Annotated in this window: 26 protein-coding genes; 7 read left to right on the top strand and 19 right to left on the bottom strand. The window is 46.2% G+C overall.

The genetic code is table 11. The features are described from left to right. Positions 1-246: 246 nt before the first annotated feature. Positions 247-1434, top strand: coding sequence for an MFS transporter (locus tag E5260_RS07770; RefSeq protein ID WP_003640529.1), 1188 nt, complete (start codon positions 247-249; stop codon positions 1432-1434). Positions 1435-1636: 202 nt separating this feature from the next. Here the strand turns inward: E5260_RS07770 and E5260_RS07765 are convergent, their stop codons facing one another. The 7 genes from E5260_RS07765 to E5260_RS07735 all read right to left on the bottom strand — a co-directional run bounded on the left by E5260_RS07765 (position 1637) and on the right by E5260_RS07735 (position 6403). Further along, on the bottom strand, positions 1637-2425 hold the full coding sequence (locus E5260_RS07765; protein WP_003640528.1) for a DUF4931 domain-containing protein: 789 nt from the start codon (positions 2423-2425) through the stop codon (positions 1637-1639). A gap of 81 nt (positions 2426-2506) precedes the next feature. Beyond that, entirely contained in the window at positions 2507-2797 is a 291-nt protein-coding gene (locus E5260_RS07760; protein WP_003644401.1) for an RNA-binding protein, read from the bottom strand. A gap of 91 nt (positions 2798-2888) precedes the next feature. After that, positions 2889-3623 carry a hypothetical protein gene (locus tag E5260_RS07755; protein WP_003640526.1) on the bottom strand — a complete coding sequence of 245 codons (735 nt, stop codon included), beginning with the start codon at positions 3621-3623 and terminating at the stop codon, positions 2889-2891. Between the two features lie 115 nt (positions 3624-3738). Continuing rightward, a complete protein-coding gene (locus tag E5260_RS07750) occupies positions 3739-4476 on the bottom strand; it encodes a DUF975 family protein (RefSeq protein ID WP_003640525.1) in 738 nt (245 codons plus the stop codon). Positions 4477-4590: 114 nt separating this feature from the next. Further along, entirely contained in the window at positions 4591-5025 is a 435-nt protein-coding gene (locus tag E5260_RS07745) for a GNAT family N-acetyltransferase (protein WP_003640524.1), read from the bottom strand. Between the two features lies 1 nt (position 5026). Further along, positions 5027-5896: a DegV family protein gene (locus E5260_RS07740; protein ID WP_003640523.1), complete on the bottom strand. Its 870-nt coding sequence runs from the start codon at positions 5894-5896 to the stop codon at positions 5027-5029. Between the two features lie 84 nt (positions 5897-5980). Next, positions 5981-6403, bottom strand: coding sequence for a MarR family winged helix-turn-helix transcriptional regulator (locus E5260_RS07735; RefSeq protein ID WP_003640522.1), 423 nt, complete (start codon positions 6401-6403; stop codon positions 5981-5983). A 484-nt stretch (positions 6404-6887) separates the two neighbouring features. Between E5260_RS07735 and E5260_RS07730 the strand changes: the two genes are divergently transcribed. Beyond that, the gene (locus E5260_RS07730) at positions 6888-8594 is read left to right on the top strand and encodes an NFACT RNA binding domain-containing protein (protein ID WP_003640521.1); all 1707 of its coding nucleotides are present in this window, start codon (positions 6888-6890) and stop codon (positions 8592-8594) included. 117 nt (positions 8595-8711) lie between these two features. Here the strand turns inward: E5260_RS07730 and E5260_RS15500 are convergent, their stop codons facing one another. Then, positions 8712-9377 (bottom strand): ATP-binding cassette domain-containing protein, encoded by a 666-nt coding sequence (locus E5260_RS15500; protein ID WP_003640520.1) that lies wholly within the window; start codon positions 9375-9377, stop codon positions 8712-8714. 393 nt (positions 9378-9770) lie between these two features. Continuing rightward, positions 9771-10265, bottom strand: coding sequence for an NUDIX hydrolase (locus E5260_RS07715; RefSeq protein ID WP_003640519.1), 495 nt, complete (start codon positions 10263-10265; stop codon positions 9771-9773). A gap of 202 nt (positions 10266-10467) precedes the next feature. Between E5260_RS07715 and E5260_RS07710 the strand changes: the two genes are divergently transcribed. The 4 genes from E5260_RS07710 (at position 10468) to E5260_RS07695 (ending at position 13212) form a co-directional block, all read left to right on the top strand. Further along, on the top strand, positions 10468-11193 hold the full coding sequence (locus E5260_RS07710; protein WP_003640518.1) for a DUF2087 domain-containing protein: 726 nt from the start codon (positions 10468-10470) through the stop codon (positions 11191-11193). A 3-nt stretch (positions 11194-11196) separates the two neighbouring features. Next, positions 11197-11568: a GIY-YIG nuclease family protein gene (locus tag E5260_RS07705; protein WP_003640517.1), complete on the top strand. Its 372-nt coding sequence runs from the start codon at positions 11197-11199 to the stop codon at positions 11566-11568. Further along, positions 11569-12237, top strand: a complete 669-nt coding sequence (locus E5260_RS07700; protein ID WP_003640516.1) for a chloramphenicol acetyltransferase — start codon at positions 11569-11571, stop codon at positions 12235-12237. Positions 12238-12816: 579 nt separating this feature from the next. Then, positions 12817-13212 carry an iron chaperone gene (locus E5260_RS07695; RefSeq protein WP_024002789.1) on the top strand — a complete coding sequence of 132 codons (396 nt, stop codon included), beginning with the start codon at positions 12817-12819 and terminating at the stop codon, positions 13210-13212. Positions 13213-13322: 110 nt separating this feature from the next. Here the strand turns inward: E5260_RS07695 and E5260_RS07690 are convergent, their stop codons facing one another. From E5260_RS07690 to E5260_RS07650, 9 genes are all read right to left on the bottom strand, one after another. Then, positions 13323-13922: a histidine phosphatase family protein gene (locus tag E5260_RS07690; protein WP_025015631.1), complete on the bottom strand. Its 600-nt coding sequence runs from the start codon at positions 13920-13922 to the stop codon at positions 13323-13325. 151 nt (positions 13923-14073) lie between these two features. Then, positions 14074-15819 (bottom strand): hypothetical protein, encoded by a 1746-nt coding sequence (locus E5260_RS07685; protein ID WP_003640513.1) that lies wholly within the window; start codon positions 15817-15819, stop codon positions 14074-14076. A gap of 324 nt (positions 15820-16143) precedes the next feature. Continuing rightward, a complete protein-coding gene (locus tag E5260_RS07680; RefSeq protein ID WP_003640512.1) occupies positions 16144-18705 on the bottom strand; it encodes an ATP-binding protein in 2562 nt (853 codons plus the stop codon). Further along, on the bottom strand, positions 18702-19784 hold the full coding sequence (locus E5260_RS07675; protein WP_003640511.1) for a carbamoyl phosphate synthase small subunit: 1083 nt from the start codon (positions 19782-19784) through the stop codon (positions 18702-18704). The genes E5260_RS07680 and E5260_RS07675 overlap by 4 nt, the downstream gene beginning before the upstream one ends. Positions 19785-19818: 34 nt before the next feature. Further along, positions 19819-20343 (bottom strand): bifunctional pyr operon transcriptional regulator/uracil phosphoribosyltransferase PyrR, encoded by a 525-nt coding sequence (gene pyrR, locus E5260_RS07670; RefSeq protein ID WP_024971771.1) that lies wholly within the window; start codon positions 20341-20343, stop codon positions 19819-19821. Between the two features lie 158 nt (positions 20344-20501). Beyond that, positions 20502-21464: an RluA family pseudouridine synthase gene (locus E5260_RS07665; RefSeq protein ID WP_003640509.1), complete on the bottom strand. Its 963-nt coding sequence runs from the start codon at positions 21462-21464 to the stop codon at positions 20502-20504. Further along, positions 21445-21894, bottom strand: coding sequence for a signal peptidase II (gene lspA / locus E5260_RS07660; protein WP_003640508.1), 450 nt, complete (start codon positions 21892-21894; stop codon positions 21445-21447). Before lspA ends, E5260_RS07665 begins: the two co-directional genes overlap by 20 nt. A gap of 332 nt (positions 21895-22226) precedes the next feature. After that, positions 22227-23882, bottom strand: coding sequence for a formate--tetrahydrofolate ligase (locus E5260_RS07655; protein ID WP_003640507.1), 1656 nt, complete (start codon positions 23880-23882; stop codon positions 22227-22229). A 93-nt stretch (positions 23883-23975) separates the two neighbouring features. Beyond that, positions 23976-24362, bottom strand: coding sequence for an EbsA family protein (locus E5260_RS07650; RefSeq protein WP_003640506.1), 387 nt, complete (start codon positions 24360-24362; stop codon positions 23976-23978). A gap of 34 nt (positions 24363-24396) precedes the next feature. On the opposite strand from E5260_RS07650, the gene E5260_RS07645 reads away from it, so the two are divergent. After that, positions 24397-24783 (top strand): ribonuclease HI family protein, encoded by a 387-nt coding sequence (locus E5260_RS07645; RefSeq protein ID WP_003640505.1) that lies wholly within the window; start codon positions 24397-24399, stop codon positions 24781-24783. On the opposite strand, the gene E5260_RS07640 is transcribed toward E5260_RS07645, so the two are convergent. Continuing rightward, the gene (locus E5260_RS07640) at positions 24780-25886 is read right to left on the bottom strand and encodes an NAD(P)/FAD-dependent oxidoreductase (RefSeq protein ID WP_003645064.1); all 1107 of its coding nucleotides are present in this window, start codon (positions 25884-25886) and stop codon (positions 24780-24782) included. The two genes, E5260_RS07645 and E5260_RS07640, sit on opposite strands and share 4 nt — an antisense overlap. Between the last annotated feature and the right edge of the window lie 44 nt (positions 25887-25930).

Below are 25930 nucleotides of genomic sequence, written 5' to 3'. Positions count from 1 at the left end.
TCAGAAATTGATATGGTATTGTTATGATAAGAAAATGAGATTATTAGAAAGTGGTGAATGACGTGTTGGCTAAATTTTTAGCTTGGATTAACCTTAAGCGCACAATTTTTGCAGTTATGGTTATGTCAGGGGCGCAGTCTGCGCTTTTTCCAAGTTGAATGACCACTAGCCATTGCGCAGTCACGAGCAGCTGACGACAATGGGTCGTCTTTTTTTGTCCGCTCGTGGCCGCTAAAGGAGTCCAACATGTTATCACCACTTACCCGTCGTAACCTAACCCTCAGTTATGGTTATGCGGCCTGTGCTTTTTTTGGTATCAACACCCTCTGGGTGATCTTTTTACAGCAACAAGGCCTATCACTCGTTGAGATAGGGCTATGCGAAAGTGTTTTTCATCTGACTAGTTTTCTCTCGGAAGTTCCCTCCGGCGTTATCGCCGACCGCTTTGGTTATCGGCCTGTCCTGATCATTAGCCGCCTGATGGCTATCGGACACGCCCTCATCATGTTGACGGCTCACAGTCTCGGCTGGTTGCTCCTAGCATTCATCCTACAAGCCTGGGCGTATAATCTCCAGTCTGGTACGATTGAAGCGGCACAATATGACAGTCTCGTCAATACTCAGGCCACGCAACATTATCCACGCGTCACGACGATTCTCAACACGACAATCGAAGTGGCCGATACGTTGGGTGTCGTGTTGGCTGGCTGGTTAATGCCCCAGCATCTTTCAGTGACGTACTGGGTCTATTTAGCGGCAGCTCTCATTGCCATTCTGGCAATCAGTGGGCTGCACGTTCCCCAGCGCCAGTTGACCAAGACTCATTCAACACAACCGTCGTTACGAACGATCCTTCGTGCTGCCGCGCATCTGTTAGTGACCCAACGTCGTTTACGGCTTTTAATGATCTTTGACGCGCTCTTTTCGGCACTCGGAACAACTTATTACTATTACTTTCAAACAGTGATGACTGCTCAGCACTTTAGTGGGAGACTAATCACGACGATCCTCATTGCGAGTATGGCCCTCAATATTGTGGCGATCCAACTGACACCTTGGCTACAGCGACATCAAACCCAACATCAGTTACTTTACGGGCTCTGCCTAAGCATGATTATGGCCCTACTTAGCGCATTTAGTCACGCCATCGGTCTACTGGTCCTCATCTATTTAGTCATCAATAGTTTGATGGCACTGATTGAGCCACTGTTTTCCAACTACTACAATCAGCTGATTCCAAACGGGCAACGGGCCACCCTACTGAGCGTTGCCAGCATGGTCTTTAGTTTAGCGATGATCAGCGCTTTTCCTCTGATTGGCTGGTTAATTCAACGGGTGGGGTTTGCCGTTACTTTCGGTAGCTGTGGCCTGCTGACATTGATCGCCTTGCTGAGTCTTTACGGCTATGCCCGGCGAAGGGCCGTCCAGCATTGAAAACCATAACTAATCACTGACATTACTGCTGAGAGATGTTCCTCCACGACTTGACCGGTTGTTTTTGACCACCCCGCAACCAGATACTAATCGCAATTGTGTCACCATTAATCATGCACGTGAACGGTAAAGTGAAGGCCCCCGAGAATCGAAAGGATTCCTGGGGGCCTTTTCCGTCGTTTGGGGCTGTTCGGCCTATTAGCTAGTTTGAGTGAGCCAGATTCGATCGTTCAAACTGTTGCCGAATTTCCTCAGCGATGGCGCGCATTCGCTTTGGCGTATCTGCTTGTGCCAGCCGATAGCCGATATAGTATGGTGAGACATTAAATAGTGGGACCACTTTGGCAACAATCTGGTCATCCCGCGGATAGAAAAATAGGTTATAACTATCACACTGCCCATGAAAATACGTATTTAGCGTATACTGGACGACCTGTTGCACAGCATCGGCTAACGGTGCAATCGCGGTAGCTGGAGCAGCAACGTTGATTTCGACAAATCCCATGATAGGCCGATCAGAAACAGTCACTTGGACCTGATCGACCGCCAACACTGAATACCCAGTCAAATTGGCTGCTGTCACGTTAGCGTAACCATCGGCGGCCATTAAACCAACGATTTGCATGTGTGGATGCCGTAAACTTCCACCCGAGTGTGGGCCAAAACTTTTATAGCACAACACCGATTTGAACCGACCACTCGCAATTGTGGCTTGCCAGTGCTTCAGAGCAAACGCGAAGACAGCGCGGTTTTGTGCGGATGAGTAAGTAGCAATATCGCCATCATGGCGGGCCGCCTCGATCACGATCGTTTGCCAGGTAGCTTGCAAGGTCGGAAATTTATTCAACAGCCAGATACGATCTGCATCTTGCGCGATAATATCAGTCAACTGGCCCGGATCGCAAAAAGGACAGGCATTGTGCGGGTGCCGGATATTTTCTGGCTTATCCTTCGCAATGGCCGTATCAAAGATTAGTGGCTGGTTTGGCAAGGTTTCTCAACTTCTTTCATGAAATAAGAAAACGGGTCCGAAACACCAATTAGGTGCCGACCCGTTTACCTTTTATACGCATTAGTTCATTGGTTCCGGTGTATCAGCGCCCGGACCAAACTGGACATCCGCCATCGTGATCCAAACAACAAATTCCGTTGAAGCCAACCGCCAGTACTGCGGATCCGACGCCGGCGGGAGTGATTGTTCAAAGAGCGCAATAGCCAACGCGTTCGCCGCATTGTCCGCAGCAACTTGGACACTCGCCCCAAAGGTCTGGGCGGCAGGAACGTCTGGAAAACGGACATCCCAGTAGGTGCCTTCATCACGAAAAATGGCTGGATACTTAACTTCCACATAATTGTGATTCAATTTTATCACTCACTTCTTACAATCATTTTAAGGCTATTATACCGAAAACGGTCGCAAAAGCCCAGCTCAAACATCATGATTGCAATTAAAATTAATCAGCTTTTGACACGTGGTACGAGCCATTACTATCCGTCGTGACCTTATAGTTCCCACTGATCGAGTTTTCACCATAGTCCTTCGCGTCATCTAAATTATCGTATGTCGAGCCGGAGTGACTGCTACTGCTGCTCTTCTCAGTACTCGTTGATGACGTCTCACTCTTAGATGAGCTGCTAGCTGTTGAAGTACTGTGAGAGGTGGCACTACTGGTGGTCGTTTGATGACTGGCCGTCGTGCTATGCGAACTAGCTGTCGTATTGCCAGCGGTCGTATTAGTGGCAGTTGAACTGCTATACGCACCCGTCGTTTCTGTCCCATCTGTGCTAGTGTCGGCATCCGTACTTGCAGCCGTCGTTTCGCTAGTACTTTCACTACTTGAGCTTGAATGCTTCTTCTTTTTCTTCGATGAGCTAGATGATTTCTTCGAAGATGATTTTTTGCGCGCCTTGCTGCTACTTGAGGAACTCGTGGTTTCGACTAAGTCTTGGTTGCTAGCTGCTTTGACAAAGTAAACGACTGTTCCACCGAGCGCAATCACGATTAAAGCCAATAGCCATAACGAAACGTGATGTTTTTTTTGCGGTGACTTAGGTGCTTGCGGTTTCTTTGGATCGTTCGGTTCCTTAGGTGCATGGGATCCCTGTGAACTCGCCTTACGTCCCCGCTTGCCACCCGTAGCCTCTCGCGCTTTCAAGCGTGACATGCGCGTCTGTTTTTGTTCAGGCATTAACTATCGCACTTCCTTTCTTGCTTCCGCCAGTTTACCATATTTTGGCGGGCTTGTCTTAATGCTTAATAAAAGAAACAATATTATTTGTGTCGATTTTTAATATCGACGTTCATTAATTAATTGCTTGTAAATTATCATAATAGTTGGCAAGTACACCATAAATATATGGTACCAACCATAACTGGCCGATTCCAGCCGTTAAGATACTGAGAAGTTCCCAGCCCAAAAAGCTTAAATGCAACACGAATAACTGCCACTTGTGCCCGTGCATCAACTGCCGGCTACGGGTGACCGCATCACGATAGCGTGGCCGTGCTTGACCAGCAGGTGTTGCAGCTAACAAGTCCTTATACGCATAAAAAGTCTGTGAATAAGCGTACGCCTTAATAATACCCGGAACCACCAATAGCAGGCTCCATAGGAAGATAAGCACAGTTTTATAAATAATCAGACCGACCAGTGCCCACCCATAACGTTTCGTGAACCCGACCGTTGAGTCACTGACCGGATGGATCTGGCGTTCTGGTTGTCGGACCCAGTCCAACATCGCATAACTCGTCCCAATCCGAAAGATTTGAACGACCAGCCAGACACCAACTTGAACCAGTAAAAACCCAGCTATTACAGCTAAAATCAACGATATATCAGAACCAGTCAGGGTCCCCAACTGCTTAAAAGCCGTGTCGTCAGTCGTGGAACTGCCCGACGACACGCGATCTGAATAATTGGCCATCACCCCGAAAATCGTTAATAAGCTAATAATAATACATAATAAGATGGCATCTTTCCAACGCCCCTTAAAGAGTTGCTTAATTTCGGTTTTAAGTTCGGCCCTCGTTTTTTGAATCATTGCGCCACTCCTCCACTACTTGTTTAATTTAGTCCATTTTCCGTTTTTTGTCCCCGTTAGTCAACGGCAAAACCCTAAAAAAGCGCTGGCAAAATGCCAACGCTACGAGTTGAATCATAATAATTGCTTATGCATAATCACAACGGGGGCCCCATCTTCATCATACGGGCCGGCCGTAACTCGATAACCACACAGTTCGTAAAAGCGCTGGGCAGTGAGTTCACCATGAATCTCGCCATGAGTAAAACCACGTTGCGTGGCCCACTCCTCAGCCGCTGTCAATAATTGACGACCCCAACCATGACCGCGATAGGCCTTCCGAGTGCAGACTCGACCAAATCGCATCACGTGGTCAGCTTGTGGTTCTAAGCGTAACGTTGTAATTGGTAAATCAGGCTGTAAATATAGAACAGCGTATTCACGCTGTTCAGTATCCTTGACGTCAAATTCAACGTCAGCACTGATTCCACGCTCTTCAACAAATACAGCCTGACGTAACGCGTAGGCCGCTGCCCGATTGGCTGGTGATGCTGAAAAAATAATTTTCATTTTAGTAGGCCTTATCAATGTCCTTCAACCAGGCTAACGCTAATGACTTGTCACCTAAATGGGCCCCAATCACTGGACCAAAGTACGTGATATCGATCGGCATGTCTGGATAAATTTGTTGTAACTTTTGTTTCCAATCTTCAGCGGCAGCCAAATTATTCCCCTGAACGATAATTGCTCGCAGCGGATAGTCGACTTTTGACTGTGCTTCAGCAAAGAGGTGCTCAACTCGCGCTAAAGCTTTCTTAGTTGAGCGAACTTTCTCAAAGGCGACGATTTCATGGTTCTGATCATCAAAAGTCAACAGTGGCTTGATCCGTAACACGCTTCCAATGAAGGCTGACGCATTCGATAACCGACCACCCCGGACCAGATTTTGCAAATCATCCACGATAAAGTATTCGCCCATCGAGGCCCGCAGATCATCTAGGCGTGCCAGGATTTCTTCAACACTGTGACCAGCTTTAGCCATCCGCGCGGCTTCAATTGCCAAATAGCCCATCAGACGGACCGTAATCTGGGAGTCATACGGATAAAGTTTGATATTATCGACCATATCTCGCATGTTCATCAAGCTATTATAAAAACCGGAAATCGTGCTAGCAAGATGAATACTGATGACTGCATCATAACCTTGTTCTCCCAAGCGGTTATAGAATGCCACCATTTCCCCCACGGGTGGTTGGGACGTACTTGGGAACGACTTAAATGATTTCATATTTGCGTAAAAGTCGGCCGTTTTAATGTCGACACCTTCTTGATACACTTTTCCATCTATAATAACCGGAATCGGCACGACATGAATATCGTTGTCCGCGACCTCTTGCGGTGTCAAATAGCTCGTGCTGTCAGTAACAACAGCAATCTTCATGACTTACACCTACTTCTCATTTAAATAATAACAAATATCATAGCATAAAACTAAGTTATACTCTACCTTCGACCGTTTGGAAAGTCATGGCTCGAGAATTCGGCTAACTGACTTGTTTAACCGATTGAGCAGAATCCGGAGAAGGTTTTGTTCATCTTGTGGCCATTTGTCAAAAACTTCTGCTTCAAACTGTTGATAATCCGCATTAATCTTGGTCAATGCCGCTGTTCCTGCCGGCGTGACCGTGTAAACGAGTTGGCGGCGGTCACGACCAATCGCTTCCTTACTCAAACGTTCTTTCTTGACTAGGCTAGCCAGTTGCCGACTTAATGTAGATGTATCAAGCTGCATAGCTGTCGCCAATTTTTCTTGCGTATTGGCCCCCGCCGCCAATTGGATCAGTAGTTGCCATTCCGCAACGGTGATTCCTTGGGCCTTAGTAATTTTTTTCAACATGGCAGTTTGCAACTTAGCGGTTTCCGCTAAGGCCGTTAAACTTGACTTCATGACAGTTCATTCCTCTCAACAATAATTCACATCGGTCCATTGTGACTTGATTTACCCCGCCTGATGATTAAAAACGTCCCAATTTTTAGAAGCAAAAAGACTCAACTGAGCTTCGCTGACGCAAGCACGTTTCAGCGTAAACTGGCTGATCCAGTGTGATTCCATCGTAATTAGCACGCTTTAACCATCACTTATGCGAATAGCAGCACACACAATGAATACATTTGTATTATACAATATAGAGTGTGTAATTACGACTACTTTTTATTTAAAATACCGTTAAAGTAGTTTTTGCATATAACATTTTTAGATTCAAAGCGGTCATCCGCTAATTGCTTGTTTGACAACTAGCAGCGGTGGCAACTAACTTTATGCGTCAGCGCGGGGCGCTAACTTGTTTTTAACCGTTCAAAAACGGTATACTAGTACCCGGTTAACTGTATTTTTACAGTGATAACGAATATCTTAGAAAGCGAGTGATCACATGTCCTTTGATGGTTTATTTACCCATGCCATGGTCACCGAATTACGCCAAACACTAGTTGGCGGTCGTATTTCAAAAATTAATCAGCCATACCAAAACGAGTTGATTCTGACCATTCGTGCCAACCGGAAGAATCACCCAGTTCTACTATCGGCTGACCCGACGTACCCGCGGATTCAGACAACACAAATCCCTTACGTTAATCCGGCCGTGCCGACGAACTTCGCAATGATGATGCGTAAATATTTACAAGGTGCCATCGTGACCGATGTGTCGCAGGTCGCCAACGACCGGGTTGTGCACCTGACCGTGACGACCCGTAACGAACTCGGTGATGCCGAGACATTGACGTTGATTATCGAAATCATGGCGCGACATAGTAACGTGATCCTAGTTGATAATCAGACTGGTAAGATCATTGACGTCATCAAGCATGTCGGTGCGGATCAGAATCGCTACCGATTACTTCTACCAGGCGCGACCTACATCGAGCCCCCCAAGCAAGACAAACAAGACCCATTTACACCGAATACTGATTTTCACACCTTAGTCACGGATTACCCCAACGAAGACGTGTTGGCAAAACAATTGCAGCAGCATTATCAAGGATTCGGCCGTGATAGCGCGCAACAGTTAGCTGCCGACTTGCATCAGCCTGGCGACCTTGATCACCATTATCTGGCCTTTTTGGCACAGTTTGATCAGCCGCAGGCGACGTTGATCACCTTACCAAATCATAAGACCATGTTTGCCGCGGGACCGTTTGACCATTTTGGCAAAGCCACGCGCCAATTCGACTCGTTGAGCAGTCTGCTTGATTTTTATTATGCAGACGCGGCCCAACGGGAACGGGTTCAACAACAAGCTGGTAATCTAATTCGGGTGGTCAAAAATAATCTGAAGAAGAATCGTAATAAGCTCAAAAAGTTAGAAAAGACCTTAGCTAACACCAAGCAGGCCGATGAGCTGCGGTTAAAAGGTGAAATCCTAACGACCTATCTACATGAAGTCAAACGTGGGATGACTGAGATTACTTTACCAGACTATTATCACGATAACGCGCCGTTAAAGATTCAACTATCTAATCAGCTCTCGCCTTCCCGGAACGCGCAGAAGTATTTTTCACGTTATCAGAAGCAAAAAAATGCCGTTGGCTTCGTTGGTGAGCAGATCAGCTTGACCCAAGCTGAAATTGATTATCTGGACAATATCCAGACCCAAATCGAGCTTGCTAGTCCCGCTGACATCACCGAAATTCGTGAAGAATTGACGCAACAAGGCTACTTAAAGCAACACAAGACTAAGAAAAAGCAACGCAGTTCACGTAAACCGAGTCAACCCCAGGAATTTACTGCGAGTGACGGGACGCCGATCTTTGTCGGTAAAAACAACCGGCAAAACGATCAGTTAACATTGAAAACGGCCCGTAAGAGTGACTATTGGCTGCATACACAAAAAATCCCAGGCTCACACGTCATCATTCATTCAGATGATCCTAGTGACCAAACGCTCACAGAAGCCGCGAATCTCGCCGCATACTTCTCAAAAGCCCGCGATTCAGCAACCGTTCCGGTCGATTACGTCCAAGTTCGCCGAATTCGCAAGCCCAATGGCGCCAAACCTGGCTTTGTGATCTATGAAGGTCAGAAAACATTGTACGTTTCTCCCAATGCTGAGCTTGTTGAACAACTGACACCGCACGCGTAAACTGGTTTTAAGAGTACGCAGTGATCAATCATTAACCAACAAAATCGCGCGTCCAAGATAAAATTTCTGGACGCGCGATTTTTAGTACTTACTGGCAGTGCTTCAAACGGTAACGGTTCAAACTTCCCGCCGCCGAAAGAATAGCAGGCCTAACACTAAGAATAAAATAATGTATGCAAGATTGCCCCAAAACAACTGGACATCCGTGAGCTTGGTAATTTTACTCAGCGTCGGTAATCCCAACTGGGCTGAAAAGTTGAACATGTTGAGTGGGTTCCATTTGAGCCACGTATACTTCCGAATGAGTGCGATCATGGGAATATTAACCATTCCCAGAACAAAGTATCCGATGATTCCGACCGCGACTGCCGCACCAGAACTCTTGAAAAGAGCAGCAATTAGCAGCACTAGACTTAGCAGTAACCACGTATTGAGAAATTCACCACCAACCAATTGCGCTTGGGCGTCGGGCCCGTCCGCAAACAAACGCAAGTTGTCCCAACCGCTCATATACGGATAAAGACTCGGATACTCGATTAGTGACCCCACCGTCGCCAAGATGGGATGATGATCGAATTGCATCGATTCACCTGCGATTTGAATCTCACCATCCGTGCTAAGTAGCCCTAAAATTGCTTTCATAATTGTCGTTTTTCCAGCGCCATTCGCGCCCACCAGGCCCACGATCCGTCCCTGGGTGCATTCAAAACTAACGTCACGCAAAACTGGCTGGTGGCCGTAACTTTTATTCAGATGTTTAACGGTTAAAATTGCATCGGCCATTTAAATCCCCTCTCTTTCAAGATGGCAAACGTTCTCATAAGCTGTCGACACGTTGCGTCCCTCCTTAAACGATAAGTAACCCTGCCTAGGAAAGATCACCATTCAGACGTTACTGAATTATAGCTCGCTATTCATTTAAATGTTGGTTTTCTCGGGCGCACACCAGTATTTTGGTACTTTTAACCCCCACCACGCGAAACGACGATTAACTAACCAATCAACGTCGTCATTTTTGTCACATTAGGACTAAGCCACACGCCCGCTTAAACGCATTAGTTGTGCGCATGAATCAAAAATAGGTGACCACTAGATCAGCCACATTGCCAACCTAGTGTTCACCTATTTTTCGCTTTTGAAATGAAATTTTTGGCGCCATTCCGGGATTAGCTCAGGTCAATAAACCGGATGATCCAGCACGGTCCAGTCCGGGTAGGTCTGATCGCTTGGGTCAAACCGCCCGGATAACAACACTGCCTTTGCTTTTAAAACCAACGGTGACGCATTAGCTTCAGTCAACGCATGCAACGGCACCCGTGATGCTCCATGCGAATCTTGACCATCAAAGTTAGCGACATGTTCAGCCAGTTGCCCAGTTGTCCGGGTCACTCGGTAAAAGACCGCCAGATGTTGGTTCATCCGCCACTGCTTGAACTGCCAGGGATACCGAAAACTCGTGATACCCAATTGCGTCAATTCAGTCGGGATTAACCCGGTTTCTTCTTGAATCTCACGGCGAATCGCGGCAAGTAAGGGCTCACCATCGGCCAAACTGCCACCTGGTAAGTCGTAGCGATTCGTATAGGGACCACCAAACTTTTTAGTAACGACCAACGCATGCTCATCGCCAATAATCCCATAAACACCAAATGCACGGTGATAAGTTTCCATTGTCCCACGTCCTTTCACGTTTAAACAGCGTTGTTAAGCGTAAGCGCTAGCTATCTTGGTGTCAAGGCAAACCTAAGCGTTTACTGTAACGGTAAACATATCAGATGATTGTAAGTTTACTATTTTAGTAAACATTAATTCATCGATTGTGTTTACAAATACAGTAAACAGTCTTATAATCAGTAACATTGGAGGTAGCCTCATGGACTTAACTAGTTTAACGATTGATGATTTAAAACGCGGCTGGCATCAAACAGCCACTGCCCGGTATTGTAATTACTGTGATGCTAGTTGGGAAACGACTGCAGCGGCGGCCACGATCGAACAACACTTAACGATCGTCCATGGTGGTATCCAGTCACCACTGATTCACTTAGCGAGTCGCTACAATACTTTAACCACTAAACAGCAAAATTTACTGACTGCTTTTGCGACTGGCATCAAGGATGCCGACTTGGCTAAACAATTTCAATTAGCGGCGGCCACGATTCGACATCAAAAATTTACATTTCGTGAAAAAGCCAAACAAGCTAAATTGTACCTGGCCATCTATCAATCCGTCTTTGAGAGTGGTCAGACGCCTAATGATTTGATTGTCCTGCCAGAACAACCCGGAATTATTGATGACCGCTTTGCGATTACTGAAGACGAAGTTACCCAAACATTGAAGCAGTACTTCAACTTTGATCATGACCCACTACAATTGAAGCGGTGGCCCAAAAAGCAAAAGACGATTGTCACCATTCTAACGCGGATTATTGATGAAATTCCGATGAACCGACCAATCAATGAAGACGAGCTCAACCACTATTTACGACCGATTTATTTTGACTACACCACGCTGCGCCGTTACCTGATCGACTACGGCTTCTTAAAGCGTACCGTCGATGGCCGGCAATACTGGCGCACAACTACTAAGGAGGACTGAACCATGCAACCAGTCGAAAAACATCGCTTACAGCAAAAATACAAACTTGCCCCAACTTATTACGGCGTCATTCAAATTACCAACGAACGCAATCATAAAATTTGGATTGACACAGTGCCCAATTTACACAACCGCTGGGCCTTTTATCAACTAAATCTCAATAAAAACTTTTACCGGTCCAACCCATTACAGGCTGATTGGAATCAACAAACTGCCGCTGACTTTTCATATCAAATTCTGTGGCAAAAGGAAACGACCGATGTCACTAATATGCGTGCCACGCTCAAAGCACTCAAAACCAAATGGCTGCACGATTTACAACCATTCGATGACCATGGCTATAATCAGCGCCCTAAAGATTGGAAGGAAAACTAAATGACCACCACTAAACCAAACATGCACGCCGTTGCTATTAATCCTGCGGCCTGGCCGCGCCAAACTTATTTTTACTATTTCACCAAGATAGCCCCCAGCGGTTTTAGTCTCACGGTAAATATGGATATTACCGCCACCCTAGCTTGGACTAAAGCCCACCACGTTAAATTCAACGCGGTATATCTATACCTAGTGAGTCGCTTGTTGACCACACATCCCGAAATGCGCATCGGCTATTTGAACGATCAACTGGTGACCTTTGACGTGTTACATCCATCTTATACGATCTTACACGCTGACCGGACAATGGCCAATTTATGGACGACTTACGACACCGATTTTGAAACGTTCTATCAACACTATTTAGCAGACCAAGCTGAATTTAGTGCACTTCCAGGGCCCATGTCGAAAACACCACAAACACCTAATCTGGTTAATATCGGCTGTCTTCCAGGAGTCCACTTTAGTAGCTACACGCCCCTCCCATTCAAACCACTAGATAGTTTCTTTCCAATTTTTCAGGCGGGCCAGTTTAAGAAGGACGCTGACAAAACAATCATGCCGCTAAGCATTACGGTCAATCATGCCACCATTGATGGCGATCATCTCAGTCATTTTTTTAATGAACTCCAGTCATGTTGGGAACAACCAACACAATACTTAGCCTAACCATATAGTCGAGGCCCGTTATGCGCATTTGTTATCCAGCTTAAACACCGCTCGTCAGGTCTTTTTTTGAAGCGAATGAGCCACTAGCTTAATCAGTGTTATTTACCGGTGCTTGTTCGCTCATCAGATTATGCCTTTCTTCAAGCAACCACACCGTAACCACTGTCCAAGTAGTGCCGGCCCTCGCCAGTACAATTCTAAGAAATTCTTATGCTAGCCTTATGAAAACGCAGTAGTTGAGTCTGCTTCAAATGGGTAAACTAAAGATATTAATTAAGAAAGGAACTGATGTCTATGCGTCATTCACAAGTCTTAACGATCACAGTGAAACAACCGCGGCCTCGGAGTGCTGATCCAGCTGTCATTTATAGAGTCGATCGCCATCCTTACTGGCATTGGAACCTAATGAACTAATAAAAACGAACCGTGCACTGAATCGTAGTGGGCTCAAATGCGCGGTATTAAAAATAATCCCGTTCGATCAGCCGTGTGGGCCACCTGATTGAACGGGATTATTTTTGGTTGCAAGCTCTGCGGGTATCCGGTACACTGAAGCCATCAATGAATGGAGGAATGCCAATGGCTGAGTACCTTGACGCTGACCTAGCTGTTTTGACACCATATCTGGAAAAGCTGGGTGCAACACCCCATCGCGCCCAACTGATTACCTTGCTCAACTGGGTACACACGACTTTTCCACAACTCAAGGCACGGGTCGCCTGGAATCAACCGATGTTTACTGACCACAACACATTTATCATTGGGTTCAGTACCGCCAAGGATCATCTGAACATTGCACTTGAATCACATACTTTGGATAGCTATCGGAACGCGATCACGGCTGCTGGTGATAAAACAACCAAGATGTTATGGCAAGTTGCTTTCGATGCGCCAATCAATCACAAGCTACTTGCAGAAATCATTCAATATAATATGACTACTAAACAAACCATGACGACCTTTTGGCGCCCTTGATGCGTCAGCGTTCACGACCTCGCTTTCATGCCTGAATCCGAGTCGTGAGCGCTTTTTAATGCTTAAACTCAGACTGATTGTCAACGCACTTAAATCTAGTTGACATAATTTTAATTTTTATCAGTTGCAGCCAAATTAATGATTTTTTCAAATGTGAAGCGGCCCGCGTCATACTGGTACTTGATGACTGCACAGTTATGTAACACGATGCCTTGCCACTCAATTTCGTCCATTGAAAGCCATTGCCGCAAAAACATGAAGCTAGCCCCACCGTGACTGACCGCCAACACCTGATGATGATCCGGACGTGCCATCACCGCCGTCAACGTTTTGACAACGCGGTCTTGTACCTGCAAATCACTTTCGCCACCGTACTGACAGAAAAAGTCACCATGACTGCGGCGCACGGGGTCCGGTTTTGGATTTAACACTTCCGACTCACCTTCGAAAACGCCAAAATTCCACTCTTTGATACCCTTTAAACGCTCATAAGGTTGCTTGGTCACTAATTCTAACGTGTCACTAGCTCGTTCCTGCGTTGAGCTGTACGCATGATCAAACGTAATCCCTTGCGCCTGAAAATACGCACCCACGCGTTGGGCATCCGCAATTCCTTTGGGGGTTAGCGGCGAGTCACACGCCCCCTGAATCTTCTTCAGCCGATTAAAAAGTGTTTCACCATGCCGCATCATATATAGTGTCTTTGCCAATTTAACTAACCTGCCTTTAATTTGTCTTTAGATAAGCATACCATAAATGAAAGCGCTATTTAAAGCCGAGCAACTAGGTTTCGTTACGATCTCAACAGCCAAAAAACACGGCCAGATTGGTATCCGGCCGTGCTTTAAACAAATATATTGATTAAGCCACTAAAAATCGACGTGCACGTTTGACAAGCAGTGGCCCAGCCACTAATACACCAACCCATGCGATCAAAGCAAGCTTCGTTCCTAATGTTGTGACGCGACTAGCTTCATATCTTACCGTTAGCACATTCTTACCACGTCGCTGTTTTAGACTCAAGTTACCTATCCAATGATGCTTAATTTGTTCAGAGGTAACCCGGTGACCGTTCAAAGTTAGCACCGTACGTCGATAAGCAACTACAGGCAAGGCACGCATTTTAGTGTGCTTCGCATTCCAAGTCAACTGAATGCCATTATGAATGACTTGATGTTTGAACTTGGACTGTTGCACTGAAAAGTTACGCCGGTATGCACGATAGACATTGCTATGGGTTTCAATTTTCTGCGTCACCGGAATGTAATCCGGCGTCGTGCGATCAACTTGCTCAATTAGCTGATTAATATGTCGTGTATGAAAGGCCGGTTGTAATTGCTTAATATACTTCAAATTAGAATGGACATTATCGTCTGCCGTCTGCAATCCTGCTGCTAACGGAGTTGTATCAATAATCGTATAATGAACATTCTGAGCAACCTTTTGCGTACATAAAAGTAACGACAAAAGGCTTAAAAAAGTTCCAGCAATCACAATTCCCTTATGCAGGGCTGCGCTTTTTTGACTAGCTGCAACATCCTGATAAATCATAACCGTTGCTAGCATCATGAATGGTGTCCCAACCAAAGAAATTCGTCGTGGCATTTGTAAAAACGATTGCAAGTAAGGCATCGACTTTTGAATCGAGTCCCACGGAAATAGCCCGGTTCCAATAAGAATATAAACTAGCGCGACACAAGAAAATAATTTGGTGAACGCACCTAACCGGGTCCAGAAAACAATCAATCCTGTGAGCATCGCATAAGCAATCATTGTTAAGACAATATCACTATTAGAAGCCACCCCATTGTAGATTGGCTGCAAAATCAAACTGGCATTCGGTACTAAATCCATCGCAACTGGTGAAATTAGCGTGTTGCCACGATAGACTTCCAGTAATGGCAACAGCGTATTAAGACTGAGCAACAAGGCTAATAAGACACCGGCAAAAAAGTTTAACAGCCCATTCAAATTAAACTTGGAATGCCATAAACCACGTATAAAAAATGGCACCAATAACGGTAATACTAACGCGACCGTTAAAATCTGAAATTGGGCCAGCAAACCAATGAATACACCCAATTTCAACATAGATAATAGTTGCCAATCACCGGCATATAAATCAAGAATTGGCCCCACCAATAAAGGTAGTAATCCAAAAGCAATTGAGCGCCATGTAACACCAAAAATGAATCCATAAACAACGTTAGAGCTCAAAAAGATGACGCCTAACGCGATTGACACCCGTTTTGAAAAACCTAACCGGCGACCAGCTGCATACATCACATAGCCACTGACAAAATAGACGATAAAAAGAGTTAAGATTTGAAATCTAAACCAGTTGCCGACCAGTAACAACAGCCCACCAGCTACATAGGTAATTAATGGACTATATAAACTATTCACAACTCGACCGGCCTGCTGGAATGAATAAAGATTAATAAAACTAAAATTATGATTTTTCAGTTGCAGGGCAGCTTCATAAATTCGGTTATATTGAAAGTACCCATCTACTCCCAGTAACGCATGATTATTTAATAACAATGGACTACACATTAACAACACGGCAAGTGCAATCACGATAATTGCCGCTTTGTTCTTACGCATAAACGCTTCCTCCCCAATGTCCCTTTTTCATCTCCGAGCAACTCTTATCAAGCGCTCTAAAATAACATTATATCCGTTTTGAAACACTGATACTAGTGACTATCAGTGTTAAAAGCTACTTTCACTTCACCAAGCCACTTGCTTATCAGCTTTAAATACCATATGCAATGGGCCACGTGACTAATAATTTAGCTTGACGACAAAATAAAAACTGGTTTTTCTTGAAATACTATCTCACACCAATCTCAAGAAAAAGCCAGCATCTTTATTATTAATGTTACTCATTATGATTCAACAAACATCAGAGTACGTACTGAATCACGCCTAAAAATCCGTATCTTCATTTCCCTGATTCAACGCTGTCAACGCCGCCTTTAACGTGTCGCCATGTGCAATCACCGTGCCGGTAGCGTGGCCCGGTTCACCGGTGGCTTCCACTTCATCATAAATTTGTAAATGATTGTAGGGAAATGTATTCGCCTGAACATAGACTGGCTTTAGCCGGTTAACATCCGGATAGTCGTACATCACCTTAGTCAGTGCTTCGCCTAATTTCACGTGAAGTAATAGTCGGGTCACGCTCGACCCACTGGCCTTACTGATTAACGCCATCGTAGCAATGCTCATCGGTTCAATCGTAGCAAGTTGCAAAGCTGTATCAGCAATCGCTAACCGAACTGTATAGAGCCCGGGCGCACCCATGGCGAGCACTCGTTGCTTGATTTCAGCGTGTAAAGCTGTAATTGCCTGATTTTCCGCCTTATCACGAATCGGAAATACTTGGACCGCACCACGGACATTGCCACGCAAATTATTTCCCGCAATAATTTCACTTACCCCGAAAATTGTCACATCGGTGCCGTCCGTAATCACCTCGACGGCGGGCGAATCGTTGGTCTTGATCTGCTCGCGCGGCAAGCTATTGTTGATTTGGATCACTTGGTAGCCATCCTGTACTAACTTCTGGCCCAGCCGGTAATCATGATAGGTGGTAAAAACAATCAACGGCTTTTCAATCGCTAAGACGTTTAAAATATCCGAATACTGTTTAGGTTCAACGTAACGTTTTTTGGCCAATCGTGGAGTCATCGCCACACTATTAGGGTTAGCGTTGATCAAAACAGGCTCATAATCAGCCTTTTTCAAGTAGAACAACAGTTGTGAGACCAAATAGTCGTTCCCATGGTTGGTTCCAATCCGGTTAGCACCCGTGCCAATGACAACGACTCGCCGACCAGTAGACGGTTGACTTTCGTTATCAAATTCGTACGTGGAGTAATAAGTACTCGTCTGCTCAGTAAATTCCCCGGCAGTCGGTTCGACCTCCTTAAAAGTCGGTTGAATTTCATTTTCCAACGCAAAGTTGCGAACCTTAGCCACATCCGTTTGCCAGGCAGCGGCCGCATCTTCATCGGTAAAGCCAAAATATTTGGCTCGGCCCAGCGCGTGGACGTCAAACGGCCGTTCACGCAAGGCTCGTTCAATTTCTAAAATATGACTCAGTTTATAAAAGTAAAAAGCATCAATCTTGGTTAGCTCGGCTAATTCATCGATTTGATAACCACGATTCAGGGCTTCAAGTAAAATCAGCATGCGCCCAGCTTGCGGATGAATCAACCGTTGGATCAGTTCACCCTCCGAATAGTTCTGGGGTCGATTAGCAATCACGTGATAGCGAGATTCGTCCGTAGACCGCAACCCCTTCAACAAGGCTTCTTCCGTTGAACGACCAATACCGATCACTGAGCCTGTCGATTCCGTCACGGTGTCTAGTTGATGACTAACTTTCTTCAACACATTAAACGGCCAAACTGGTATCCGGCAAACAATATGATCTAAAACGGGTTCAATTAAAGCTGTTTGTTTACGGTAGGCTCCGGGCAGTTTGACCTCTGCCAAACTTATCCCGACCATTAGATTACCAACAACTTGTGCTAACGGATACTCGGTTGCCCGCGCGGCTAACGCCATCGTCCGATCAAAGTACGGTGTCACTTTAATCACGTAATAGTTTTGCGTGGTCGGATCAAGTGCAAATTGAACGTGACAAGAGCCGGTCAAGTGTAACTTGCGCATGATCTTGAGTGTCGCTGAGCGAAACTGTTGGTATTCTTGATCCGTAATCGTTTGCGTTGGGGCAAAAACGATTGAATCAGCGGAGTGAATCCCAACTGGATCAAAATTTTCCATCCCACTGACTAGTAGCGCGGTGTCCTTCTGATCACGGACGGCTACAAATTCGAGTTCTTTATAGCCGACGATACTCTGTTCGACAATACATTGTTTGGTCCCTGAAACTTTGAATCCCATTGCTAGTGCCCGTTGCAGTTCGTCTTCATCTTCACATAGTTGGCGACTCGCTTCGATTCGGGGTGCGACCGACTTGACGATCACTGGAAAACCGACGTGGCGCACCACGGCCATCGCCTCAGTCGTGCTAGCCACAACTTGTGAGGCAATCACGGGTTCACCCATATCTTTCAACCGGTTGCTCATCAGCGCTGGGTTGACAATCATGTCGACCACGTCTTGATCCCACTGTAGCAACTTCACGTGATTATTTTTTAACACATTGTTGCGAATCAACCCTTGAATTAGGGTGACTGTTTGGACGCCACCAAGTGAAGGAATGAGGCCATCAGGCTGTTCAGTTTCAATAATTTTGGATAGTGCGGCGACGGTCAGTGGTTCTAAATAAACCTTGTCAGCAAACCGATTTTCAGCCGCCACGGAGTAAGCATTGTTATCGACGAGGACAACAGCAATGCCCAGACGCCGAATTGCCGCACCGATTTGGGTCACCGCCGCGTCGTGTTGTCCCTCTCGGCCAATGTCATTATGCCCAGCGCCGATAATCAACACTTTTTGTAAGGCTTGATTGTTCACCAGATTGGCCCCCTTGCTTGTTGCATCGACTCAACAAATTCATCAAAAATATCGCGCGTTTCAGTCGGACCAGGAGCGCCATCTGGGAAAAATTGCACTGAAAACGCTGGAAAGTCCCGTAGACGCAGTCCTTGAATCGTCCCATCGATCAAGTCAACAAATGTCGTGATTAACTTATTACGATCAACAGTATCCGCATCTACCGCGAACCCCTGGCCCTGAGCTGCATAAATAATTTGGTTCGTAATCACTTCGCGGATTGGGTGGTTAGCCCCATGATGTTCAGGTGATAATTTCATAATTTGGGCGCCATTGGCCATCGCAAATAGTTCGTGGCCCAGTCCGATGGCAAACAGTGGCACCCGATTTTGAATGTTCTTGATCATCTCAGTCACACTGGCTGGTAAGTCCTGAGGTTTGCCGGGCCCAGTCGATAGAATGACGCCGTCTGGATCTAAGTTTAAAATTTCCTCAGTCGTTGCCGTATAAGGTAAGACCGTGACGTTACAAGCACGCTTACTAAGTTCGCGCAAAATCCCGTGTTTGAGGCCAAAGTCGATGACCACGACATTGAGCCCCGTCCCCGGATTAGGAAATGGTTTCGGTGTTGCGACCGCTGCCACCTGTTGATTAGTCAGCACGGTCGCACCCAATTGATCAAAGGCATGGGCATCTGCAACGTCTACGATACTGGCTTTCATCGGGCCACTTGCTCGGAGTTGCTTCGCTAAGTGCCGTGTATCAATATGGCTGATGCCAGGAATATTTTGTTGCTTTAAATATTGATCCAGTGACCAGCGCCGCTGCCGGTTGGTCGAAATGCTAGCAACATCCCGAACAACGACCCCCTTAACGGTCGGTAAAATTGATTCGTAGCTATCGTGGTTGATCCCATAGCTCCCAATGGTTGGCTGCGTAAAAGCAACGATTTGATTATGATAAATTTGATTAGTAATAATTTCTTGATAGCCCGTCATACTCGTGTTGACGACGATTTCTCCGGTAGAAACCGCTGGCGAGCCAAAGCCTTCACCTAAATAGGCGCTGCCATCTTCAAGAATCAAATAGCGGTCTGCCATTGCGATCCCTTCTCATCTGTTTGACTTTGTCGTACTAGTTAATAATTTCAATACCATCGTGACCGTCGATTTCATTGACCGTCACTTTGATGCGTTCTTGACGCGCGGTGGGAATGTTGCGACCAATAAAATCAGCGCGAATCGGCAATTCGCGGTGACCACGATCGACTAGCACCGCCAAGGCAATGCTCTGGGGCCGACCGCCACCCATTAATGCGTCTAAAGCCGCGCGAATTGTTCGGCCGGTAAATAGAACATCATCGACTAAAATGACCCGCTTATTCGCCACCGAAAACGTTAACTGATAGTCCGTTGAAAGCCGTGCTTGATCCAGCGGCTGATCATCACGAAATGCCGTGATGTCTAACTCGCCAACTGGAATCGCAGTACCTTCAAGCTGTTGTAATTGGGCTGCAATCCGCTGCGCAATATAGACGCCGCGGGTTTTAACGCCCACTAAGACGACATTTTTAATGCCTTTGTTCTGTTCGATAATTTCATAGGTGATCCGGGTCAATGCCCGTTTCATCGCCATTGAATCAACAACTTCTTTTTGCATAATTGCCTCCCAATTTGTGGTTATCGCTTTTTTGAGCAACCCGTATGACAAAGAAAGACGGCCGGACAAGGTGTCACGGCCGTCGACGAAAAGTTATTGTTAACAGTTTGCCTTTCAGTCTCGCAGGGCCGGATTAAAGGACGCTCATTACTGTTAGATTAATGATTCCCATCGGTTTTGTCAAGCTTAGCCAAGGTTGTTGTAAAGATCGGTGGTAGTGGTGCCTCAAAGGTCAACAAGTCTCCCGTTACGGGGTGCTTGAATCCCAATAACTTGGCGTGTAAAAATTGACCGTGCCCCTTAATCGTCTTTTTGGGGCCGTACAGGGGATCGCCCACCAGCGGATGTCCAATAGATTGTAAATGAACGCGGATTTGATGCGTACGGCCAGTCTCCAGCCGGCAACTAATCAAAGTATAGTGCTGATAACGTTTCAGTACTTTAAAATGGGTGACTGCTGGTCGCCCGGTCTTAATGATGGCTTGCTTTTTGCGATCCTTCGGTGACCGACCAAGTGGCGCATTAATTGTCCCCGTATCCTCTTTAATCACTCCGTGAACGAGTGCGACGTATTCTCGCAAGTTAGTTTTCGCCTTCAGCTGGGCCGCCAACGATTGGTGAGCCCGGTCATTTTTTGCGACCATCAATAATCCGGATGTATCTTTATCGATGCGATGAACGATCCCTGGCCGAAATTCACCGTTGATCGTCGACAACGGACTATGATACAGCAAGGCATTCACCAAGGTATGGTTAGGGTGCCCAGGGGCTGGATGCACGACCATCCCCTGAGGTTTATTGACAACCAAGACGTCATCGTCTTCATAAACAATGTCTAATGGAATGTTTTCTGGCTCAATCGTTGTTTGTTGAACCGTCTGTGCGGCAACGACAATTTCGTCACCTGGTTTGACGTGATACTTGCTCGCCTCGAGCTGACCATTGACCGTCACCTGATCCGTTTTGATCAGCTTATCAACTTGCGACCGCGTCCAGACCGACTGTAGTGCCGCTAACACTTTATCCAAGCGCCCTGTTTGGTCAGTAATCATGAATTGTTGTTCCGTGGTCGCTCCTGCCACGTTATCAGCTCCCTGTAACTTATTTTTCAAAACTATCATCCCGCAGCACGCCGATCAAGATAAAAATGACGCCCACGGTTAAACATGAATCCGCAAAGTTAAAAATTGGAAAATTAATAAAATCAAGTTGGAACATATCGACGACGTACCCAATACGTAACCGGTCAATGAAATTCCCCAAAGTTCCCGCAATCATCAGTGAAATACCAACCTCATATAGCCATTTGCCACGTAAGCGCCACAGCAAGTAGCCCATCACGATCAAGGCAATCACTGAAATCAAGTAGAAGAACCACATCTTGCCTTCTAAGATACTCCAAGCAGCCCCGTTATTATGTAAATTTGTGAGTGATAATAACCCGGTAACAATACTCGTACTGGCACCCAACGCAATATGACTCACAATCGCTGCTTTGATAACTTGGTCAATAATGACCAGCGCTACCATTAAAATTAAATAGATCCACATATTCTGTCCTCACATTTCGCTAAGCTGTGTTTAATTATACCAAAAGACGTCGTCCTTGTACGAAACTCCGGCAGGAAAAGCGCGGTTTTTATTGCAGACTTAATAACTAAGCACCTTTCGAGTATCCTCCCAAAAGCATCGGCACCTGGTTAACCATCCCCCAGTTGAAGCAACGAGCCTGATGATTGGTTGCACCGCTCAACTGCTAAGCGAGTTAGTCATCATCGGTAGCTCACAAATTAAACGTGTGTGATTGATTCGCTGTCGCAGTCTTCCAAAAACAGCGCAAATAAAAAGCCGACCCCCACTGGCATCGACTTATCGGTCAAGCTTTAGAACAAACCTGAGATTTTTCCATCATCACTAATGTCCATATCGAGTGCGGCCGGATGTTTTGGCAGTCCTGGCATCGTCAACACGTTCCCGGTCAAAGCGACAATGAAACCCGCACCTAACTTCGGCACAAATTCACGAACATTAATTGTAAATCCGGTTGGTGCTCCGAGACGTTTGGGATCATCGCTCAATGAGTATTGCGTCTTCGCCATGCAGACTGGCAAATGATCCCACCCTTGCTTAGCAAACGTTCTCAATTGGCGCTGAGCTTTCGCTGAATATTCGACATTGGCTCCACCATACGTCTTAGTGACAATATCGTTGATTTTCGTCTTAAGATCCGCATCCGCTGGTGATAACGGTTGAAAATGACTTGGCTGAGCACATAAATCAACCACTGCGGCAGCTAAGTCGGTTGCCCCGTCACCCCCACGACCCCAGACATCAGCCAAGACTGCATCGACTCCAAGATCGGCACAATAGTCTTTGACGGCATGGATTTCGGCGTCAGTATCGGCCGTAAATTCGTTGATGGCCACCACGACTGGCACCCCATAACGTTGCATGGCATGGATATGATGTCCTAAATTAGCCGCACCGGCTTTCAAGGCCGCCACATTTTCGGTTGCCAAATCTTGCAAAGCCACGCCACCATGTAACTTTAAAGCCCGAATCGTCGCCACGATTACCACGGCATTGGGCGCTTGTCCGACCGCTGGCACATTAATATCCATGAATTTCTGACCACCCAAATCAGCACCGAAGCCCGCCTCGGTTACCGTATAGTCGGCTAGATTCAATCCAGCTTGCGTGGCAAGTACACTGTTACAACCATGCGCGATATTGGCGAACGGACCACCATGAACGAGTGCTGGGGTATGCGCCAGGGTTTGAACTAAATTTGGACGTAACGCGTCTTTCAAAAGTAACGTGATCGCGCCACCGACGTTCAAATCAGCAACTGTCACTGGTTGACGGTCATGTGTGTAGCCAATTACAATTCGATTAACACGTTGTTTCAAGTCCGCAATATTTTCTGAAAGACAGAGAATGGCCATCAGTTCACTCGCGACGGTAATGTCAAACCCATCTTCACGAGGTACACCCGACGTTGCACCACCAAGGCCAATCACCGTATGCCGGAGCGCCCGATCATTAATATCCAACGCGCGCTTCCATTGAATTCGACGCTGATCGATACCCAACTGGTTACCTTGTTGAATATGGTTGTCAATTAAGGCCGCGAGCGTGTTGTTCGCAGCCGTCAGGGCATGCATGTCGCCGGTGAAGTGCAAATTGATATCTTCCATTGGAATCACTTGTGAGTACCCGCCACCAGTGGCGCCACCCTTCATCCCCATAACTGGTCCTAATGAAGGTTCCCGCAATGCAATCATCGTTGACTTACCAATCTTAGTCAACGCGTCACCTAACCCAATAGTCACGGTTGACTTTCCCTCACCAGCAGGCGTCGGGTTAATCGACGTTACTAAAATAAGGTTGCGTTGAGTTTTCTTAACCGGTAACGGTAATTTAAGTTTAGCCTTCGTGCTCCCATATTGGTCGATCTGGTCAACCGTCAAGCCCGCTTTAGCCGCAATCGCCGTAATCGGTTCTGGTATCACTTGCTGTGCAATTTCAATATCCTTCATCAATTCTCCGCCCTTCTGTTTTTACTTACTCCATTATAACAATCTTCCTGAAATTATGAACATTATTTGTATATTCATTGTTTTTATTCGTATCTATCGACTAGTTGCTAGGCCAATCAACTGATTGCGCGCCTTTTTCAACATCAAAAACCGATATTGATTACCATCGATTTGAACTTTCAACCCACCGCGTATCGGGACGATCAATTCGAGTTGATCACGGGGAATCACAAGCCAAGAATGGTTCAAGACCGTGCTAAAAATAATGAGGTTATGATTGATTGTTACGCGCCGCAAGCTGATTTGAATCGCGACCAAGGCAATAAAGAGCGCCGCAATGACGAGTAACCACCACTTAAACTTCAAGATTTCTAGCCACAAAATAATCCCCGCCATCAATACTAGTGCCGTCCACGACCAGACGATAACACTTGACGCTAGCATTGGTTGGTATTTAAAGGTATGCTTATCGTTATTCACAGTACAAAATTCCTTTCACATTGGAGTGAGTTTGATGCAATTATATACGGATGCCGCGACCACACCCGATAATCAGCGCAGTGCCGCGGGAATCTTAATTATTGATCAGGGCCAACAACACCAATTCAAACAGGTCTTGCCAGACAGTGATAATCATACCGCAGAATTTCTTGCCGCCATTGCTGGCTTTAAAACTTTATTAGATTCTTATGGTCCGCAAGTCAGCGTCTTTTTCTATACGGATAGTCAAATCGTCGCCGAAAGTGTCGCCAAGGGTTACAGCAAAACTTTCAGTGTCGAGCTGGCGACTTTGCTGCACCTGCAAGACCAGTGCCAATTAGTAATCACCCAGTGGATTGCCGAAAGTGATAACCATGGCGCCCATCAATTAGCACAACAAGGCTTACATCTTAGTGACTAATCAGCCGGGGCCAAATAAGTTTCAATTGATCGTTGATACTGGTCCCAGTCATGAGCACCAGTTTGAACATAATCGGCTAACAGCTTACCAATCATGGGTCCTGTTGTTAAACCAGATGAACCTAACCCGCTAGCTACCAAAATATGTGGGTTATCCGGAATTGGACCGAAGAACGGCGCAAAGTCACGCGTGTAGGCACGCGTACCCACTTTTACCTGCGTAATTTGATCCTTAGTCAGGTTGGCATCAAGTTTGAGCCCGCTAGCAAAGAGATCATCTTCAACCAGACTTGAAACCTGCAAATCGTAGCCCTGATCATTTTCGTGCGTCGCCCCAACGACCAATTTGCTGCGCGTAAAGGGAATAAAGTCTCGTTCACCTTCAGGCATGAGCACTGGAACATCGTCAGCCCAAGTCTCAGGTAGCTGCATTTCAATCAACTGCCCTTTTTGTGGCCGAACATCCGCAACAATCTTCATTGGCAACAATAACGGCTTTAGCCACGCCCCGACTGCTAAAATCAACGTGTCATAGCTTTGCTGACCATTAACCGTCAATAGTTGGCCCTGGTCACCTAAACGTACCTTACCTTTATGACGGACCAGGTTCCGCTTTTCAGCGTATTTCAGTAAATTATGTGCAAACTTATCGCCATCGACCCGCGCACCACCACTCACAAACACACCGGGTTGGGGCGCCGTTAGCAGTGGGATCCGTTCTTGGACTTCTTCAGCAGTTAATTTCTCAATCGTTCCCATCTGGGGTGCCGCTTGCCGGCGCTTTAGAGCTAAATCGTATAGCGCCTGCAGATCATCTGGATCGGCACGAGTCACAATCGTTCCTGCTTGTTGATAAACAGAATAGCCCATTTGCGTGTCCGCAACAATTTCCGGATACAAAGCAGCCCCGGCCTTAGCGAGTTGATACCAACGCTGATTACGACGTTTGGATAACCAAGGTGAAATAATCCCTGCTGAATTCTTAGTCGCTTGACCAATACCTTCATCATAAATCGTGACGTTCAGGTCAGGGTTCTGGCTTAAATAGTACGCCGTGACCGCCCCAACAATGCCACTACCAATAATCGTTACTTGTTTTTGCATTTTCCAACGCCTCCACAACCAATCTGCTTTCATTTTAGCATACT

The organism is Lactiplantibacillus plantarum, from assembly GCF_014131735.1.
GTDB lineage: Bacteria > Bacillota > Bacilli > Lactobacillales > Lactobacillaceae > Lactiplantibacillus > Lactiplantibacillus plantarum.
Note: the sequence above shows the minus strand (reverse complement) of the source record. Positions and strands in the feature narration are given on the sequence as shown.

Excerpts from the sequence above, each read along its gene's own strand:
- E5260_RS07770 (WP_003640529.1), top strand. The coding sequence starts at position 247 with ATGTTATCACCACTTACCCGTCGTAACCTAACCCTCAGTTATGGTTAT.
- E5260_RS07755 (WP_003640526.1), bottom strand. The coding sequence starts at position 3,623 with ATGCCTGAACAAAAACAGACGCGCATGTCACGCTTGAAAGCGCGAGAG.
- E5260_RS07750 (WP_003640525.1), bottom strand. The coding sequence starts at position 4,476 with ATGATTCAAAAAACGAGGGCCGAACTTAAAACCGAAATTAAGCAACTC.
- E5260_RS07745 (WP_003640524.1), bottom strand. The coding sequence starts at position 5,025 with ATGAAAATTATTTTTTCAGCATCACCAGCCAATCGGGCAGCGGCCTAC.
- E5260_RS07740 (WP_003640523.1), bottom strand. The coding sequence starts at position 5,896 with ATGAAGATTGCTGTTGTTACTGACAGCACGAGCTATTTGACACCGCAA.
- E5260_RS07735 (WP_003640522.1), bottom strand. The coding sequence starts at position 6,403 with ATGAAGTCAAGTTTAACGGCCTTAGCGGAAACCGCTAAGTTGCAAACT.
- E5260_RS07730 (WP_003640521.1), top strand. The coding sequence starts at position 6,888 with ATGTCCTTTGATGGTTTATTTACCCATGCCATGGTCACCGAATTACGC.
- E5260_RS15500 (WP_003640520.1), bottom strand. The coding sequence starts at position 9,377 with ATGGCCGATGCAATTTTAACCGTTAAACATCTGAATAAAAGTTACGGC.
- E5260_RS07715 (WP_003640519.1), bottom strand. The coding sequence starts at position 10,265 with ATGGAAACTTATCACCGTGCATTTGGTGTTTATGGGATTATTGGCGAT.
- E5260_RS07710 (WP_003640518.1), top strand. The coding sequence starts at position 10,468 with ATGGACTTAACTAGTTTAACGATTGATGATTTAAAACGCGGCTGGCAT.
- E5260_RS07705 (WP_003640517.1), top strand. The coding sequence starts at position 11,197 with ATGCAACCAGTCGAAAAACATCGCTTACAGCAAAAATACAAACTTGCC.
- E5260_RS07700 (WP_003640516.1), top strand. The coding sequence starts at position 11,569 with ATGACCACCACTAAACCAAACATGCACGCCGTTGCTATTAATCCTGCG.
- E5260_RS07695 (WP_024002789.1), top strand. The coding sequence starts at position 12,817 with ATGGCTGAGTACCTTGACGCTGACCTAGCTGTTTTGACACCATATCTG.
- E5260_RS07685 (WP_003640513.1), bottom strand. The coding sequence starts at position 15,819 with ATGCGTAAGAACAAAGCGGCAATTATCGTGATTGCACTTGCCGTGTTG.
- E5260_RS07675 (WP_003640511.1), bottom strand. The coding sequence starts at position 19,784 with ATGGCAGACCGCTATTTGATTCTTGAAGATGGCAGCGCCTATTTAGGT.
- pyrR (WP_024971771.1), bottom strand. The coding sequence starts at position 20,343 with ATGCAAAAAGAAGTTGTTGATTCAATGGCGATGAAACGGGCATTGACC.
- E5260_RS07665 (WP_003640509.1), bottom strand. The coding sequence starts at position 21,464 with ATGATAGTTTTGAAAAATAAGTTACAGGGAGCTGATAACGTGGCAGGA.
- lspA (WP_003640508.1), bottom strand. The coding sequence starts at position 21,894 with ATGTGGATCTATTTAATTTTAATGGTAGCGCTGGTCATTATTGACCAA.
- E5260_RS07655 (WP_003640507.1), bottom strand. The coding sequence starts at position 23,882 with ATGAAGGATATTGAAATTGCACAGCAAGTGATACCAGAACCGATTACG.
- E5260_RS07645 (WP_003640505.1), top strand. The coding sequence starts at position 24,397 with ATGCAATTATATACGGATGCCGCGACCACACCCGATAATCAGCGCAGT.
- E5260_RS07640 (WP_003645064.1), bottom strand. The coding sequence starts at position 25,886 with ATGCAAAAACAAGTAACGATTATTGGTAGTGGCATTGTTGGGGCGGTC.